This is a genomic window from Brucella tritici (assembly GCF_008932295.1).
Taxonomy (GTDB): Bacteria; Pseudomonadota; Alphaproteobacteria; order Rhizobiales; family Rhizobiaceae; genus Brucella; species Brucella tritici.
Map to the genome: position 1 here is coordinate 49,470 of NZ_WBWA01000017.1, position 17,486 is coordinate 66,955.

The following is a 17,486-nucleotide window of genomic DNA, read 5'->3' on the forward strand; positions in this document are numbered from 1 at the left end:
CTTTTGCTGCGCGTTGCCAAAGGGTTAGAAACTGTTGCAGCAATGCGCTTGTCAAGATGTAAAATTTAGTTAATACTTAGTTCATTCGTACATTCTTGATAATCGGTCGAGACAGCCTCGAAAGCTGTCACGCGCCAAGAAGATAGGGAGAATGATCGATGAAAAGCATAATTATCGGTCCTGCGACTAACGAAAAGGATCGCACAGTTACGCAGCAGATTTTGCTGCGCATTCATGAGCAGATGCCAAAGCCCTCGGAAGACAAGACACAGGTTTGCAACGTATTGCGCCTGTCGAAGGGTGGCTATTCGCACCGCAGACGCAGAATTCATAAACTTGCCTGAGAACGAAGCGATATAATAAAAATCTTGCTCAGCGCCACGCATTCATCGCGAATGCGGCAGGCGCTGTAATTTTTTCTGACATGATACCTGGAGCTGCTCCGCCTAGAGCGCATTTCAATCTGACTGGATCAGATCGGCGCTCTAAATATTTGTTTCGTCGCATTGTCCCACGTAAAACCGCTTCGCACTTTTGCTGGAAATGCTCTAGTCGTGAAGATCGAGCGCGCGATGAAGCTCTATATCCTTCGCCTCTCCGTTCATCCGTTCTGCCAGAATTCGACCTGTCGTCGGCCCGAGCGTAAACCCTTGATGACCGTGCCCGAAATTCAGCCACAAGCCCTTGTGTCGCGGAGCCTCCGCAACGACGGGCAGCATACGGGGCATACAGGGGCGACTGCCGAACCATGGCGTGTTTTCCGTAGGTACGCCAATGTCGAAAAGCTCGGCTATGGCCTTGATAGACCTGTTAAGCTGCTGATGGCGAGCCACGCTGTTCAAAGGTGTCAGCTCGGCCCCGGTCAGGATGCGCAAGCCTGCATCCATCGGCGTTGCGACTGTTGAATTGTTTACGTCGACGATTGGAACCTTCGGCCCGGTGCCCGAAAAATGCTGATGGTATCCACGCTTGATAACAAGTGGAATTTTATAGCCGAAACCGCGGAGGACTTCAGGGCTCCATGGCCCCAGAGCAAGAACAACGTGGCGCGCGCGATGTGGTCCTCCGGTTGTGTCAACCTGCCAGCCGGAACCATCCTGCCGCAAACTACGCGCATCGCCGTGCAGAAAGATTCCGCCGCGCTTTACGAACAGGCCAGCATAGGACTGGACGAGAGCGCCCGGATCGGAACAGGACCAGGGATCGGTCCAGTGGATGGCCCCGGCCGGATCTGTCTTCAACGACGGTTCAGCAGTGCGGACAGCCTTACTGTCCTCTATGATGCTCGCAACGCCGAACTCATGTTTTTTCCGCTCCGCATCACGCGCGGAAATATCAAACGACCGGGCGGAACGATGCAGCTCACGCAGTCCAGTCCGCCTTATCAGGGGCTCAGCTCCTGAAGCCTCGATCAAAGGAGCATGATCGTCGGCAGCACGCCGGATCATACGCGCATAGAACTGCGAAGCCGTGCGGTGACGCCCTGCTTCCGAATTGTGCCAGTAGCGCGACAGGGCGCCAATCTGCCCCGGCATATCGCGAAGCCGCCATACAACCTGATTGTTGGCGCCGAAGGCGGCCTTCAACAGTTCTGACGGGGCGCGTGGCAAGGCATAGGGGCTTACGGCTTCTGTCTGGATTATCCCGGCATTGCCATAACTCGTTTCAGTTCCCGGACCGCTTCGGTCGACGAGAAGAACGGACCAGCCCCTTTCCTGCAGGGCGAGCGCCGCGCCGACACCCACCATACCGGCACCCAGAACGATGCAATCCGTCATATCCAGCTACTTCTCAGAAATGGTACGATTCTCTTTGCGCCAGTATGTAAAATCCGGCCTGCGACTGACAAGTTCGATGATCACGTTCTTTTGTGGTCCAACCCTTTCTTGGCATTGAATTTTTGTTATAGAAGGCCACTTTCTGCATCAGGCTCTGTTGGCTGCCGTGATTGAAGGACAAGATAATGCCCTCCCCCGAAAATGAACAAACGATCCAGAAAACCTCTTCCCGGTTCTTCCTTGGTTTAATGTCGGTGCTGGGGGCCATCTTCTTCATCGTTTTCATGGGGCTGGGCATCTGGCAGGTCGAGCGTCTGCAATGGAAGCTCGATCTCATCGCAAGGGTCGATGCGCGTGTTCATGCCGAGCCAATTGCGGCGCCGGGTCCGGACGATTGGGCCAATGTCAACCAGAAGGATGACGAGTATCGTCATGTCATGCTGACCGGCACCTATCTGAACGACAAGGAAGTGCTGGTTCACGCGCTGACCGAACGAGGCGCGGGCTATTGGGTCCTGACGCCGATGCGTTCGCCCGACGGCGCGCTGACTTTCATCAATCGTGGCCTGGTTCCAAACGACAAGCGCGATCCGTCATCGCGGCAGGAAACGCAAATTGCTGGTGAAACGACTGTGACCGGCCTGTTGCGTATGCCGGAACCTGACGGGTTCTTTCTGCGCCCGAACGATCCGGCGCGCAATGACTGGAATTCGCGCGATGTCGCAGCCTTTGTGCAGAAGGAAAATTTGGGGCCGGTTGCGCCCTATTTCATCGATGCCGATGCAACTGCCAGCGCAGGGGCGCTTCCCATTGGCGGGCTGACGGTCGTGAAATTCCGTAACAGCCATCTTTCCTATGCAATCACATGGTTTGCGCTTGCTGCCATGATTGCGGGTGCCGCCATTTTTCTCTGGCGGCACGAGCGTAGGTCAAAGAGCTAGATATGTAGTGCGTGGCCGAGAGCTTTCATGCTCGCCTCGGCAAATCCTTCGCTCAATGTCGGATGCGCATGGATCGTAGCGGCGATATCTTCCAGTCTTGCGCCCATCTCCACCGCCTGCGCAAAGGATGATGAGAGCTCCGATATGCCGACGCCGACAGCCTGAATGCCGAGGATGAGGTGATTATCCGCACGTGCAACGACGCGGATCATGCCGTCTTCGCGTTCGATGGTCATCGCCCGGCCATTGGCCTGAAACGGGAAAATACCGACCTGAATTTCATGGCCAGCCTTGCGGGCTTCATCCGGCGACTGCCCGACTGTGACGATTTCCGGATCGGTGAAGCAGACGGCGGGGATGCAGCGTTTGTCCCAAAGCTGATTGCCGCCTGCGATGATTTCCGCCACCATCTCGCCCTGTGCCATGGCACGATGCGCAAGCATGGGCTCACCGGTCACGTCGCCGATAGCATAGACACCGCGCATGGAGGTGCGGCAACGCTCGTCGATACGGATGAAACGTCCGTCCATATCGAGGCGGATTTCACTGAGCCCCCAGCCATCGGTCTGTGGTTTGCGGCCCACGGTGACGAGTATCTTGTCAGCTTCAATGGTTTTCGTGGTTCCATCGGCGGTGAGAACTTCCAGCCCCGTCTCATCCTTTGATAGTCCCTTGGCCGAAGTGCTGGTCAGGACTTCGACACCGAGCGCCTTCAGGCGTGCCATGACCGGACGCGTCAGTTCGGCATCATATTGCGGCAGGATGCGGTCCGTTGCTTCCACCACAGTAACCTTCGCACCAAGCTTGGCAAAGGCCGTGCCGATTTCCAGCCCGATATAGCCGCCACCGACAATGGCGAGCTTTTCCGGGATTTTTTCCAGCGACAGCGCTTCAGTGGACGAAATGACTTTTCCGCCAAATGGCAGCGCCTGAATTTCCACCGGGACCGAACCGGTTGCGATCACGATGTTTTCTGCGTGGATCGTCTGGCGGCCTGTATCGGTTTCAACGAGAACGGTCTTCCCGTCGAGAAAGCGAGCCTGTCCATGGAACATGCGCACGCGCGACCGTTTCAGGAGGCCTGCCACGCCGCCATTGAGGCGGCTCACGATGCCGTCTTTCCATTCAAGCGTTCTGGCAAAATCGATGGCCGGATTTTCTGCCGAAATACCGAGCGCGCCCTTTGACGCGAAGACAGAAAGCCGGTGGAATTCATCGGCGGCATGGATCAGCGCCTTGGACGGGATGCAGCCCACATTGAGGCAGGTACCACCCAGTCGTGTCTTTTCCACCAGCACCGTGTCAATGCCAAGCTGGCCTGCCCGGATGCCGCATACATAGCCGCCGGGGCCGCCGCCGATGATCAGGAGTTTACAGGAAATCTCACTCATTCGATCAGCCTTCTACAAAAATCATGGCGGGCGTCTCCAGAAGGCTTTTCAGCTTCTGCACGAAGACCGCTGCATCCCAGCCGTCGATCACGCGATGGTCGAAACTGCATGACAGGTTCATCATCTTGCGCGGCACGAACTGGGCGCCGTCCCACATCGGACGAACGGCCATCCTGTTGATGCCGACGATCGCGACTTCCGGGCGGTTGATAATCGGTGTCGTGGCGATTGCGCCAAGCGGTCCAAGCGATGTGATGGTGATGGTGGAACCGGTCAGTTCTTCCCGCTTGGCTGTTCCGTTGCGCGCCGCGTCGGTAACACGCGATAATTCGGAAGCCGCCGCGAATAGGTTCATGCTTTCCGCATGGCGCACCACTGGCACAATCAGACCGTTCGGCGTCTGCGTGGCGATGCCAATATGCACACCGCCGAACTGGCGGATGATGTCGGCCTCGTCATCGAAATGCGCGTTGAGACCGGGCTGCTCCTTCACGGCTTTCACGATCGCGCGGATGATAAACGGCAACAGCGTGAGGCGCGGACGCCCCTCTTTCTGCTCCTGATTGAGCTTGGCGCGCAGTTCCTCAATCTGGCTGACGTCAACTTCCTCAACGATGGTGATATGCGGAATATGGCGCTTCGCCTCGGCCATGCGTTCGGCAATCTTGCGACGAAGGCCGATGACCTTGATCTCGTTGACCGAACTATCGGCTGCGTAACCGGACAGAGCCGGTGCTGCGCCTGTCTCCTGCTGGAAGAAGAGGTCGAGGTCTTCATGCGTGATACGCCCCGCCGGCCCCGTGCCGCGAACACGACGCAGGTCGACGCCTGCATCGCGGGCACGCAGTCTGACGGATGGCGTTGCCAGCGGCTTTTCGCCCTCACCACGTACTGGGCCAGCGCCGGTGAATGGTCGACCTGCACTCTCACGCTTCGGCGCAGCGGGCTTCGGAGGAACCGGCGTCTGCAACAGAACCGGTGTTTCAGGAGCTGGTGCTGGTTGCGGTTTGACCGCTTCTACAGCCGCTGGAGCCGGATTTCCCTCGGCTTTTTCGACGGGCTTTTCTTCCGTCGCGCCGCTCTCGATCTCCAGACGGACGAGTTCCGAACCGACGGCAATCTTCTCGCCGACTTCGCCATTGATGGCGATGACCTTCCCGCCGCGTGATGATGGAATTTCCACCGTTGCCTTGTCGGTCATGACGGCAGCGAGAAGATCATCCTCGCGCACGACATCGCCGACCTTCACATGCCATTCGACAAGTTCGGCCTCGGCAACGCCTTCACCGACATCGGGGAGCTTGATTGTAAAATGTGCCATTCTTCCCTCCCCCTCAGGCTTCCATGATGGATGTTAGCGCGCGGCCCACCCGGTCCGGACCGGGGAAATAGGCCCATTCCTGCGCGTGCGGATAAGGCGTATCCCAACCGGTAACGCGGAGGATTGGCGCTTCCAGATGATAAAAGCAGTCGCGCTGGACGAGTGCGGCAAGTTCTGCGCCATAACCGCAGGTCAGCGTTGCTTCGTGCACGATAACGCAGCGCCCGGTCTTCTTCACAGACGCCATGATCGTGTCCGTATCGAGCGGGAGCAGTGTGCGAAGATCGATAATCTCCGCATCGACGCCGGTTTCTTCGGCGGCTGCAAGCGCCACATGGACCATGGTGCCATAGGCAAGCACCGTCACGTCGCTGCCCTCGCGGCGAATGGCAGCCTTGCCGAGCGGCACGGTATAATAGCCTTCCGGCACATCCCCGAGATCGTGCTTCTTCCAGGACGTCACCGGACGGTCGTGGTGCCCGTCGAAAGGACCGTTATAAAGGCGCTTCGGTTCGAACATGATAACGGGATCAGGGTCTTCGATGGCCGCCAGCAGCAACCCCTTGGCATCGGCAGGTGTGGAAGGCATGACCGTCTTCAGGCCCGACACATGGGTGAAAAGCGCTTCCGGGCTCTGGCTGTGCGTCTGGCCACCATAGATACCGCCACCGGATGGCATACGGATCACGATGGGACAGGTGAATTCGCCCGCCGAGCGATAACGCAGGCGCGCCGCTTCGGAAACGATCTGGTCATAGGCCGGATAGACATAGTCCGCGAACTGCACTTCAATACAGGGGCGAAGGCCGTAAGCGGCCATACCGATGGCGGTGCCGACAATGCCCAATTCGCTGATCGGCGCGTCAAAGCAGCGTTCCTTGCCGTATTTCTTCTGGAGGCCAGCCGTACAGCGGAAAACACCGCCGAAATAACCGACATCCTCACCAAACACGACCACCTTCTTGTCGCGTTCCATGGCGATATCGTGGGCGTTCTGGATCGCCTCGATCATGGTCATCTTGCTCATGAATTATTTCCTCCGCATTTCCGAACGGATCGAAGCAGGATCAGAAACCAGTCCAGTGGACTGGTTCCCCTGCGTAGGCGCTTCACACTTTTCCTGGAAATGCTCAAAATCCCGCTTCCTGACGCTGGCGGATAAGATGCGGCGGCGTTTCAGCATAGACATCCTCAAACATGTCGCGCATTGACGGCTTGCGACCGTCATGCAGCGTACCAATGGCTTCCGCTTCGCGCTGTGCAGCAACCACCAGGTCCATTACTTCGGCTTCGGCCTGCTTGTGACGCTCATCCGACCAGACGCCGCGCTTGATAAGATGGTTCTTGAGCCGCAGGATCGGATCACCGAGCGGCCACGCATCGCTTTCGGCCTTGGGGCGATAGGCGGAAGGGTCATCCGAGGTAGAATGCCCGCCAGCGCGATAGGTGACATATTCGATGATGGTCGGCCCGAGATTACGCCGGGCGCGTTCCACAGCCCATTTGGCAACCGCATGAACGGCCAGATAGTCGTTGCCATCGACACGCAGGGCAGGAATGCCGAAACCGTGCCCACGAGCTGCGAAAGTGCCGGAGCCGCCGCGCGCAATGCCCTGAAAGGTGGAAATAGCCCACTGATTGTTGACGATATTCATCACCACCGGGGCTTTGTAGGTCGAAGCGAAGACCAAAGCTGCGTGGAAATCGCTTTCGGCGGTCGAGCCATCGCCGATCCATGCGGCAGCGATCTTCGTATCGTGGCTGATGGCGGACGCCATGGCCCAGCCGACGGCCTGCGTATATTGCGTCGCAAGGTTGCCCGAAATGGTGAAGAAGCCATGTTCCTGCGACGAGTACATCACCGGAAGCTGGCGCCCTTTCAACGGGTCCTGCTCGTTGGAGAAAATCTGGTTCATCATCGTGACGAGCGGATAGTCGTCGGCAATGAGCAGACCGGCCTGACGATAGGTCGGGAAATTCATGTCGCCCTTGCGCAGTGCCTTGCGGAAAGCGCAGCTCACCGCTTCTTCGCCCAGATGCTGCATATAGAACGAGGTCTTGCCCTGACGCTGAGCCATCATCATGCGGGCATCATAAGCCCGCAGGATCATCATGTGGCGAAGCCCGTCCTTCAGCTCGTCGTCGGTCAAGGTGCCCGCCCAGGGGCCGACCGCCTCGCCTTCGCGGTTCAAAACGCGGATGATGCTGAAAGCCAGATCCCGCATCGCTTCCGGTTTTTCATCAATTTCCGGTCTGCGAATGCTTCCCGCACGCGGAATTTTGACATGGGAGAAATCCGGTGCATCACCAGGCCGCCACTCCGGCTCGGGAACATGCAGGGATAGTACGACATCATCGCTCATGCGGGTAACCCTCGAAACTGGCCTCGCAACTGGCCTCGGGAACTTACAGAATGTCGAACGGGAGAATATTGGATTGGTTCCGTGCGTTTCGGAAACCCTATTGCCGGCGCTGTTGCTCACATCTGCCGACCTTGTTCCTCCCATGCGACATGGCGCCGATTTCCTCCTTCGGCTCCATCCGTTTTCAGGGTGGAACGGGTTCAAAAATAAAGCAAGATTATTTTTCGACTGCTCCGGCGCTCTTTTGCGAAACCGGTTCGCTCCTGCATTGAAAGGAACAGAGATGCATCGCACGAAACAAGCTTATTTCCGTGATTTAAATGGGATTTTAAGTGGAATGTTTTGCCATCATATACCGCAATAATATTGCTTTTGATTGACGGAAACGTCAGTACCTATTGGTACTCTTTCGACTGTTTTGAACGTTGTTTTCGTTTCTTACAAATTTAGCATGAGGCGTTTTGTCCATATGTCCCGGCGTGAATTACGTCCATCGGACGATGCCGATTCTCCAAAAAGAAAAGCCGCACCCTGGGGGTACGGCTTTTGGATAGAGTCTGGCAGGAAGCTGCGAAATGGCTGTTTCAGCGGATGGCTTTGCCGTTCGCATCGAACCGATGCACCTTGCCCTCATCCGGCGTAATGAAGATCACATCGTCTTCATTGTAGTGGTGTTCGCCGAAGAGCCGCACCGTAATCAGGCCTGCAGCTTCGGTTTCGACGTAAAGGATCGTATCGGCGCCGAGATGTTCGGCGTGGATGACCTTGCCTTTCCATTTGCCGCTGTCGCGGCTGACGGAAATGTGTTCGGGGCGGATGCCGACCGTCTTTGCTCCAGTGTCGCCAACACGGGTGCCGTCCACGAAATTCATCTGCGGCGAGCCGATAAAGCTCGCGACAAAGAGATTGTCCGGCCTGTTATAGAGTTCCATCGGCGAGCCGATCTGCTCGATGCGACCGGCATTGAGGACAACGATGCGGTCTGCGAGCGTCATCGCCTCGACCTGATCGTGCGTGACATAGATCATCGTCGCCTTGAGCTCGCGGTGCAGCTTGGCGATTTCGAGCCGGGTCTGAACGCGAAGCGCAGCGTCGAGGTTGGACAGCGGTTCATCGAACAGGAACAGTTCCGGTTCGCGTACCAGTGCACGACCGATGGCGACGCGCTGGCGCTGGCCACCCGACATTTCAGCCGGACGGCGACCCAGATAAGGGTCCAGTGCCAGCATTGCCGAAGCCTTGGAAACGCGCGTTTCAATTTCGGCCTTCGGCGTACCTGCCTGCTTGAGGCCAAGCCCCATATTGTCCTTGACCGTCAGGTGCGGATAAAGCGCATAGGACTGGAACACCATCGCGATGCCGCGCTTGGACGGCGGCGTGACGGTTACATCCTCGCCATTGATGAGCACCTGACCGGAAGAGACGTCTTCCAGACCGGCAATGGAACGCAGCAGCGTTGACTTGCCGCAACCGGAAGGTCCGACGAAGATAATGAACTCGCCGTCCTGCACTTCAAGATTGATATCCTGCAGAACGTCCTGGGCGCCATAGCGCTTGTGTACCGATTTGAGTAGCAGCGATCCCACGTAACAAATTCCCTTAGAGCATTTCCGAGCCAAAAGTGCGAAGCAGTTTTGCGTAAGATAATGCGTGAAAACAAAGAGATAGAGCGGTTCCACGATTCCGTTTTAACTGGAACCGCTCTAAATCCTACCGGCTTACAGTTTGACAGGCTGGCCCGAGCGCACGCTTTCATCCGCCGCAAGGCAGATGCGCAGCGATTGCAGCGCGTCATCCATATGTCGGTTGAGATCGATATCTTCAGCTATGGCCTTCAGCATGTAAGCCTGCTCGCGTTCACACAATTCCTGATGTCCGGGTTCATCGGCCATCGAGAGGTCCGTATCTGGCTGTAGGAACTTGCCGTCCGCCCCGCGCTCTGCGCGATGAACGCGGATTGTCGAGGTCTTGGTGTGCGCGTCCACATCGTCGGACTTGGTCACGGCCTCGTTCATGACAATGGAGACGCAGCCATTCGGCGAGATGACATCCTTCACGAAGAAGGCCGTTTCCGACATCATCGGTCCCCAGCCTGCTTCGTACCAGCCGACCGTGCAGTCATCGAACAACACCTGAAGATGGCCGTAATTATACATATCCGGCTTGATCTCGTCGGAAAGGCGCAAGCCCATGCCGCGGACTTCCACCGGCTTGGCGTCGGTGATCTGGCACATGACATCCACATAATGCACGCCGCAATCGACGATAGGCGACGTGGTGTTCATCAGGTTCTTGTGCGTTTCCCAAGTTGGACCGCTGGATTGCTGGTTTAGGTTCATACGGAAAACATAAGGTCCACCGAGCTGGCGCGCTTCGGAAATAAGTCGCATCCATGACGGATGATGGCGCAGGATATAACCGATCACGAGCTTGCGGCCGTTGGCGCGTGCGCAATCGATCACACGGCGCGCATCCTCAACCGTCGTTGCCAGCGGCTTTTCCACGAACACATGCGCGCCCTGCTCAAGCGCTGCGACTGCATAATCCGCATGACTTTCCGAATAGGTGGCGACACAGGCGAGATCGGGCTTCAGTTCCTTCAACGCTTCATGGAATGAAGGGTGGATTTCATAGCCTGCCAGTTCATCCGGAACGGCAACCTTGGTGCGATTGACAAGGCCAATGACCTCGAAGCCCGGATTGCGATGATAGGCGAGCGCATGGCTGCGGCCCATATTGCCGAGACCGGCGGAAAGAACACGAACAGGATTTTGCATTGCAGAACTCATTTTACAGCCCCCGCGGTGATGCCGCGGATCAGCTGCCGCGAGAAGATGACATAAAGGACGAGGATCGGGAACATCGCCAGCGAAAGGGCCGACAGAACGGCATTCCAGTTGGTGACGAACTGACCGATGAACAGCTGTGAACCGAGCGTCACCGTCTTGGTGGCTTCACTTGGCGCAAGGATCAGCGGGAACCAGAGATCGTTCCAGATCGGGATCATGGTGAAGACGGCTACAGTAGCCATGGCAGGCCGGATCAGCGGCAACACCAGCTTGAAGAAGATCGCATATTCCGACATGCCGTCTATTCGCCCGGCATTTTTCAAATCATCGGACACGGTTCGCATGAACTCCGACAGGATGAAGATCGCAAGCGGCAGGCCCTGCGCGGTATAAACGAGGATCAGCGCCGTCAGCGTGTTGACCAGACCGACGGCCACCATGCCTTGCAGCAGCGCAACCGTGCCGAGCCGGATCGGGATCATGATGCCGATGGCGAGATAAAGGCCCATCAGCGTATTGCCCTTGAAGCGGTATTCGGCGAGCGCAAAGGCTGCCATCGCACCAAACAGGATCACAAGGAAGATGCTCACTACCGTCACGATGGCACTGTTCTGAAAGTAAGTCAGGAAGGAGCCCTGCTTCAGAACCGTTTCATAACCGATGAGGCTGAAGCTTTCCGGCGTCGGAAACTGCAACGGTGTGCGGAAAATCGCATTGCGGTCCTTGAACGAGTTGATCAGCGTCAGTGCCACAGGAAACACGGCAATCAGCATGTAAAAGATCAGGGCCGCATGGACGAAAGTGGTGCGAATGGGCGATGTACGTGCTTTCGACATGGTCTCGTCCTTCAGAACTGATAGCGGCGCATGCGGCGCTGGATGCCGAACAGATAGAGCGACACACCTGCCAGAATGATGAGGAACATCACGGCGGCGATGGTTGCGCCCATGGACGGATTGCCAAGCTGGAGCTGGAAGCCGAAGAAAGTGCGATAAAGGAACGTGCCCAGAATATCAGTCGATTTGTCCGGACCGGCCAGAGCGCCCTGCATCGAATAGACCAGGTCAAACGCATTGAAGTTGGCAACGAAGGTCATCACCGAGATCAGGCCGATGGATGGCAGGATCAGCGGCAGCTTGATCTTGAAGAACTGGCTCCAGCCGGTAATGCCGTCACATTCGGCCGCTTCGATGATTTCATCGGGAATGTTCAGAAGGGCTGCATAGATGAGCATCATCGGAATGCCAACGAACTGCCAGACCGAGACGAGCGACACGGTGACAAGGGCGGTATCCGCCTTGCCAAGCCACGGGCCGAACAGCCATTTGAGACCGACAAGGTCCATCATCCACGGTGCTACGCCCCAGATCGGCGACAGGATCAGTTTCCAGATGAAGCCGACAATCACGAAGGACAGTAGTGTGGGAAGGAAGATCGCCGTGCGATAAAAGGCAGCAAAACGCAGCTTCGGCAGTGACAGCATGGCTGCCAGCAAAATGCCGATCGGGTTTTGAACAAGCATGTGAATGCAAAAGAATATAACGTTGTTTTTCAACGCATTCCAGAAATCGCGCGACCAGTTCGGATCACCGAAAAGCGCCTGGAAATTCGCGAACCCCACAAAAGCGCGCTGTCCGTCGACGACATTGAAGAATGCCTGCCGAAGGGTCTCGATCAATGGCAGCACCATAACCGCCGTATAGATCAGGATACAGGGCAGAAGAAATACAAGTATATGCCAACGCCGCGGGCGCTTGTGCACAATACCTGTCATGTCGGCAGATTGGCTCATATAGGCATTCGCTCTTCAAGAGCATTTCCAGCAAAGGTATCAACCGCTTGCGTTCGGAAATGCGTAAAACCGATGGTTAGCAGTTCTCACTCACGAGAATGCGTGCAAGTCGGAAATCCTGTTTCCCGTCTCTGCCCGCGCGCGTCACTTTTAAACTGACACGGAATACACCGATTGCAAAACAGCATGTCGATGCGACAGACGAAAAGATATGGGCGGCGCGCCCCCGCGATCGCCGCCCATATTGTCCCGCGTTTTTACTTCGCAGGCTTGTACCAGCTATCGAGGCCTTCCTGCAGCTTCTTCGCGGCATCTTCCGGCGTCACGGTGCCGTTGATGACGTTGGCCGACTGAACCCAGGTTTCATTTTCGAGGTTCGGCGTGCCACGCGAGAGGATCTGGTAGGTCGAACGAATGGTCGGCTTGCACTTTTCGCGCCAGGAAACGAATTCCTGCGCCAGCGGATCGCTCATCTTCACAGCCGTCGAGTTCAGGCTGAAGAAGCCCGGCAGCGCATTGGCGTAAATTTCAGCGAATTCAGGCGAAGACACCCAGTTCAGGAAAACCTTTGCCTGTTCTGCGTGCTTGCTCGAAGCATTGAGGCCAAGACCGATATCGTTGTGGTCGGAGATGTAGCAGGTATCGCCTGCATTCTTGACCGGCGGCGGGAAGGCACCCATTTTGAACTGTGCCTGCGTGTTGAACAGGCCGATTTCCCACGAGCCAGCCGGATAGATGGCGGCGCGGCCAAGCGTGAACAGGTTCTGGCTGTCCGGATAGGTCTGTGCTTCGAAACCGTCGCCCAGATAATCCTTCCACTTGGCGAGAACCTTGAACGGCTCAACCCACTGCGGATCGGTGAGCTTTTCGGTGCCTGCGATCAGAGCCTTGCGGCCTTCTTCGCCCTTCCAGTAGGTCGGCCCGATATTCTGGTAGCCCATGGTCGCGGCTTCCCACATATCCTTCGTGCCCATGGCCATCGGGATGTAGTTGCCGTCAGCCTTGATCTTCTCCAGAACGTCGAAGAATTCGGCTTCGGTGGCCGGAACCTTGAGGCCAAGCTTGTCGAAGGCTTCCTGATTGTAGATGAAGCCGTGAATGACCGAAGCCATCGGTACGCAGAAGGTCTTCGAGCCGTCGTCGGTGGTCCAGGCGGACTTCGCGACGTCGGAGAAGTTCTTCATACCTTCGAGGTCGGTAAGATCGGACAGTTTGCCCTTGTTGAACAGCTCCAGCGAGGTGTCGAACGGACGGCAGGAAATCAGGTCGCCGCCTGAACCGGCGTCGAGCTTGGCATTGAGGGCCGCGTTGTATTCGGTCGGCGCGCTCGGTGCGAAATTGATCTTGATGCCAGGATTCTTGGCTTCAAAAGCCGGAATGATCTTTTCCTGCCAGATTTGCAGATCGTCGTTACGCCAGCTTTCAACCGTCAGCGTGACGTCTTCGGCAAGCGCAACCGATCCCGACGCCAGAAGCGTGGAACCCAGCAGCATGAGTTTCAACGTATTACGAACCATTTGACCTTCTCCCGTTTTTAGAGCGCGGATGCGCAAAAGAGGCGAAAGTACGCCAGACCGTTTCGGTACGATCGCTCCTCGCGTTGCGGGAAAAGTACCGGCCCCCGCCGGTGATCTCCATCCCAAATCCGCGTGATCCTCGCCCTCAGCGGCATTGCGCTCCCCTTCTGCTGAAATTAATGCCAAAAACGTACCAATTGTCCAGAGAAGTTTACAACTTTCGCGCAGAAAAATTTAAAACGGTCATTTTTCTCAAATTTTATCAACGAATTTATCAAATTTTTCACAAGCCGACAAATCTGCTTGGTTAATGGTATTTTTTTGGTATCTTCAAGTCGGAGGTATCTTCATGACTGAATTCTTCATTGGCGTTGATGGCGGCGGCACGGGATGCCGCGTCTTGGTGGCGGATAGCGATGGTGCGATTCTGGGTTCGGGGCGCAGCGGCTCTGCCAATATCGTCACCGATCCGCAGACGGCGCTGATTAATGTGATCGCGGCCATCGACAACGCCTTTGACGATGCCGGGTTGGACAAGGTGCATTATGCTACCAGCCACGCGGTTCTCGGTCTGGCAGGCGGTAATGTCGAGGGTGCAGGCACCCCGATAGAACGCGGCCTGCCCTTCGCGCACTCGAATGTGGAATTTGACGGTGTGATCGCCCTGCAAGGTGCGCTTGGCGATCAGGACGGGATCGTCGCTATTCTCGGCACGGGCACGGCCTATATCACGCGCCGGAACGGCCGCATCCATTCGGTCGGCGGATGGGGCTTTCCCTTGAGCGACCTTGGCAGCGGTGCAAGGCTCGGCCAAAGCCTGCTGCAGGAAAGCCTGCTCGTGCATGATGGCATTCATCCGCGCACACGCCTGACGACGGACCTTTTGAACGAATTCGACAACAATCCGGATAATCTGGTCGAATTTGCCTGGACTGCGAAGCCGGGTGACTTCGGCAAATATGCTCCGCGTATTTTCCAGTATGCGAGTGAGGGCGACGAAACTGCGCGAATGTTGCTGGAGCGCTCCGCTGCCTATGTCAGCGAAACGCTCGACGTGCTGATCAAACAGGGTGCTGAACGCATCAGTCTGCTGGGTGGCATGGCGCCGCTTTATGTGGAATGGCTGCCGCCACACCAGCAGAAGCTTCTGGTTAAACCTGCGGCAGATGCTTTGACAGGCGCGCTGCAACTCGCCCTCAAGCGATATGGGCCGCAAAATGGAAAGGCGCGCGAATGAGCGGAAATTTCAGCGCTTTCCTGCCCAAGAACCTGCAGGGTTCTGCGCCATCCTCCGGCGGGCCGCTCTATATGCAACTGCGTCAATCACTGGAGGCCGCAATCCGCGCCGGGCAACTGGTTGACGGTGAAGCCCTGCCGCCGGAACGCGATATTGCTGAATATGCCAATATCAGCCGTGTGACGGTGCGCAAGGCTGTGGACGATCTCGTCAAGGCCGGGCTTCTCGTGCGCCGTCATGGTTCGGGCACGTTCGTCGTACGCCCAAGCGAGCGCGTGCAGCAGTCGCTCTCGATGCTGACCTCGTTCACCGAAGATATGGCGCGCCGCGGCATCACCACGCAATCCCGGTGGCTGGAGCGCGGCCTCTATTACCCCTCGCCCGAAGAGATGATGAAGCTGGGTGTTTCTTCAGAGACGCGCGTTGCCCGCCTCGGTCGTCTGCGTATTGCAAGCGACATGCCGCTGGCCATTGAACGGGCAAGTCTTTCAAGCGAAATCCTGCCCGATCCGGATGCGGTAAAGGGTTCGCTCTATGCCGAGCTGAGCCGTACCGGATTTCGTCCTGTGCGCGCGGTCCAGCGCATAGCGGCCTGCAACATCAAGGACCCCGATGCACGCATTCTGGGCGTCAAGGAGGGCGATGCAGGTCTGTCCATCGAGCGACTGTCCTATTTGCCGTCCGGTCGCGTGGTCGAATTCACGAAATCGTTGTATCGCGGCGATGCATACGATTTCGTAGCAGAACTGACCATACCTCAGCCTTAGAGCGCGTTTCGATCTGATTGGATCAGATCGAAACGCGCTCTAACTTCTTCTGTTTTAAACATAATCTTGATCGCCCTCGTTTCACTCCGGTCGGATTATGCTCTAAGCGACCTCTATCAAAGAAAACGGCCCGTTTCCGGGCCGTTTTTATTTCATATCAGTGATGTTTCTTGCCTTCACGGGCCAGATCCACTGTCGGATCGGCCACGAGACGCTTGCGCGCCCGGTCGTCCATCAGTTCGTACCACATGGCGTTGAGCACGGCGAAAGCCGCAGCAAGCGGAAGCCCCAACAACCAGGAAAAATACCACATATCGCTTTCCTTTCTCGGTTGGTTCAAGCGCATCCCGAAAGGGTGAAACGGTTTTCGGATAAGATGCGCGTTAAAATGAAACTTACAGAGCCCGATCTGATGTAATCAGATTGAAAAGCGCTCTAGTAAGCGTGATTGCTTTCGTCTTCGATCATGTCCTTGTCGACCTTGCCCCACAGAACCTTGTAAACCCAGGACGTGTAGAGGACGATCAACGGCAGGAAGATGAGCGTCACAACCAGCATGATGAACAGCGTCATATGACTGGAAGACGAATCCCAAACCGTTAGACTTGAACGCGGATCGAGCGACGATGGCAGGATGAACGGGAACATCGACACGCCGACCGAGGAAATAATGCCGAAGATCGACAGTTTTCCGAACAGCAGCGGTGCCAGTTCACGACGGCTACGCAATGCTATGAAGACCGCAAGCGCTCCCAAAATGCCAAGCGCCGGAGCGATCAGCAGGATCGGATAGTTTGCATAGTTCGCGAACCATGCACCGTGATCCAGTTCGACGGTCTTGCGCAGCGGATTGGACGGCCCATCGGTCACGATGGCGCTCGTGATCCGGTAACCCGAAACCCAGAACCAACTGACAACCCCAGCCAGCACATAGAGCACGACAGTCAGAAGAGCTGCGATGCTGCCGTAGGACCGGGCACGCGCCTGAATATCCCCGGTCGTCTTCAGCATCAGCCAAGAAGCGCCATGCATGCAGAGCATCGTCACCGAAAGCACGCCGCAAAGCAGTGCAAACGGATTCAGCAGACCGAAGAACGAGCCTTCATAGAATATCTGAAAGTCGTCGGCGATACGGAATGGAACGCCCTGTAGGACATTGCCGACGGCAACGCCGAAGATAAGGGCAGGAACGAAGCCGCCGATGAAAAGCGCCCAGTCCCAGCCTCTCCTCCAGGCCTCACTCTCGCGCTTGGAACGATATTTGAACCCGACCGGACGCAGGATGAGTGCGAACAGGATGACAAACATCGCCAGATAGAATCCGGAGAAAGACACCGCATAGAGCTGTGGCCAGGCGGCGAAAATAGCACCGCCCCCGAGGATCAACCACACCTGATTGCCTTCCCATACGGGGCCGATCGTGTTGATGATAATGCGTCGCTCGACATCGGTTTTGCCGACGACGGGCATGAGTATGTCGACACCAAGGTCGAACCCGTCCATCGCGGCAAAAGCGATCAGCAATACGCCGAGCAGCACCCACCAGATGAGACGCAGGGTTTCATAGTCCAACAAATCGCTGAGTATCAT

At 56.7% G+C, this 17,486-nt stretch carries 16 protein-coding genes; 4 read left to right on the forward strand and 12 right to left on the reverse strand.

Annotated elements, in window-relative coordinates; all coding sequences use genetic code 11:
* Positions 1-158 precede the first annotated feature (158 nt).
* Positions 159-344 carry a hypothetical protein gene (locus F9K91_RS16790; protein ID WP_061345297.1) on the forward strand — a complete coding sequence of 62 codons (186 nt, stop codon included), beginning with the start codon at positions 159-161 and terminating at the stop codon, positions 342-344.
* A gap of 204 nt (positions 345-548) precedes the next feature.
* Here F9K91_RS16790 and F9K91_RS16800 read toward each other — a convergent pair whose 3' ends face one another.
* On the reverse strand, positions 549-1,778 hold the full coding sequence (locus F9K91_RS16800) for an NAD(P)/FAD-dependent oxidoreductase (RefSeq protein ID WP_151652670.1): 1,230 nt from the start codon (positions 1,776-1,778) through the stop codon (positions 549-551).
* Positions 1,779-2,026: 248 nt separating this feature from the next.
* Between F9K91_RS16800 and F9K91_RS16805 the strand changes: the two genes are divergently transcribed.
* Positions 2,027-2,719 (forward strand): SURF1 family protein, encoded by a 693-nt coding sequence (locus F9K91_RS16805; protein ID WP_412842176.1) that lies wholly within the window; start codon positions 2,027-2,029, stop codon positions 2,717-2,719.
* Here F9K91_RS16805 and lpdA read toward each other — a convergent pair.
* From lpdA to F9K91_RS16850, 9 genes are all read right to left on the reverse strand, one after another.
* Positions 2,716-4,110, reverse strand: a complete 1,395-nt coding sequence (gene lpdA, locus F9K91_RS16810; RefSeq protein WP_151652668.1) for a dihydrolipoyl dehydrogenase — start codon at positions 4,108-4,110, stop codon at positions 2,716-2,718. The two genes, F9K91_RS16805 and lpdA, sit on opposite strands and share 4 nt — an antisense overlap.
* A gap of 4 nt (positions 4,111-4,114) precedes the next feature.
* Entirely contained in the window at positions 4,115-5,431 is a 1,317-nt protein-coding gene (locus F9K91_RS16815; RefSeq protein ID WP_151678271.1) for a dihydrolipoamide acetyltransferase family protein, read from the reverse strand.
* 13 nt (positions 5,432-5,444) lie between these two features.
* Positions 5,445-6,458 (reverse strand): alpha-ketoacid dehydrogenase subunit beta, encoded by a 1,014-nt coding sequence (locus F9K91_RS16820; protein WP_151652664.1) that lies wholly within the window; start codon positions 6,456-6,458, stop codon positions 5,445-5,447.
* Between the two features lie 103 nt (positions 6,459-6,561).
* Positions 6,562-7,794 carry a 3-methyl-2-oxobutanoate dehydrogenase (2-methylpropanoyl-transferring) subunit alpha gene (locus F9K91_RS16825; protein ID WP_151557787.1) on the reverse strand — a complete coding sequence of 411 codons (1,233 nt, stop codon included), beginning with the start codon at positions 7,792-7,794 and terminating at the stop codon, positions 6,562-6,564.
* Positions 7,795-8,378: 584 nt separating this feature from the next.
* Positions 8,379-9,380 carry an ABC transporter ATP-binding protein gene (locus F9K91_RS16830; RefSeq protein WP_151678272.1) on the reverse strand — a complete coding sequence of 334 codons (1,002 nt, stop codon included), beginning with the start codon at positions 9,378-9,380 and terminating at the stop codon, positions 8,379-8,381.
* A 132-nt stretch (positions 9,381-9,512) separates the two neighbouring features.
* Complete coding sequence (locus F9K91_RS16835; RefSeq protein WP_151678273.1) at positions 9,513-10,583, reverse strand: Gfo/Idh/MocA family protein; 1,071 nt, start codon at positions 10,581-10,583, stop codon at positions 9,513-9,515.
* Positions 10,580-11,419 (reverse strand): carbohydrate ABC transporter permease, encoded by an 840-nt coding sequence (locus tag F9K91_RS16840; RefSeq protein ID WP_151652658.1) that lies wholly within the window; start codon positions 11,417-11,419, stop codon positions 10,580-10,582. Before F9K91_RS16840 ends, F9K91_RS16835 begins: the two co-directional genes overlap by 4 nt.
* A gap of 11 nt (positions 11,420-11,430) precedes the next feature.
* Positions 11,431-12,375, reverse strand: coding sequence for a carbohydrate ABC transporter permease (locus F9K91_RS16845; RefSeq protein WP_151678274.1), 945 nt, complete (start codon positions 12,373-12,375; stop codon positions 11,431-11,433).
* Between the two features lie 257 nt (positions 12,376-12,632).
* The gene (locus F9K91_RS16850) at positions 12,633-13,892 is read right to left on the reverse strand and encodes an ABC transporter substrate-binding protein (protein WP_151678283.1); all 1,260 of its coding nucleotides are present in this window, start codon (positions 13,890-13,892) and stop codon (positions 12,633-12,635) included.
* Positions 13,893-14,241: 349 nt separating this feature from the next.
* Here F9K91_RS16850 and F9K91_RS16860 point away from each other — a divergent pair, with 349 nt between their 5' ends.
* On the forward strand, positions 14,242-15,129 hold the full coding sequence (locus F9K91_RS16860; RefSeq protein WP_151557779.1) for a glucosamine kinase nucleotide-binding domain-containing protein: 888 nt from the start codon (positions 14,242-14,244) through the stop codon (positions 15,127-15,129).
* Positions 15,126-15,896 carry a GntR family transcriptional regulator gene (locus F9K91_RS16865; RefSeq protein WP_061345286.1) on the forward strand — a complete coding sequence of 257 codons (771 nt, stop codon included), beginning with the start codon at positions 15,126-15,128 and terminating at the stop codon, positions 15,894-15,896. Before F9K91_RS16860 ends, F9K91_RS16865 begins: the two co-directional genes overlap by 4 nt.
* Before the next feature lie 157 nt (positions 15,897-16,053).
* Here the strand turns inward: F9K91_RS16865 and cydX are convergent, their stop codons facing one another.
* Entirely contained in the window at positions 16,054-16,209 is a 156-nt protein-coding gene (gene cydX / locus F9K91_RS16870; RefSeq protein WP_151557777.1) for a cytochrome bd-I oxidase subunit CydX, read from the reverse strand.
* 122 nt (positions 16,210-16,331) lie between these two features.
* Positions 16,332-17,486: a cytochrome d ubiquinol oxidase subunit II gene (cydB, locus tag F9K91_RS16875; RefSeq protein ID WP_151557775.1), complete on the reverse strand. Its 1,155-nt coding sequence runs from the start codon at positions 17,484-17,486 to the stop codon at positions 16,332-16,334.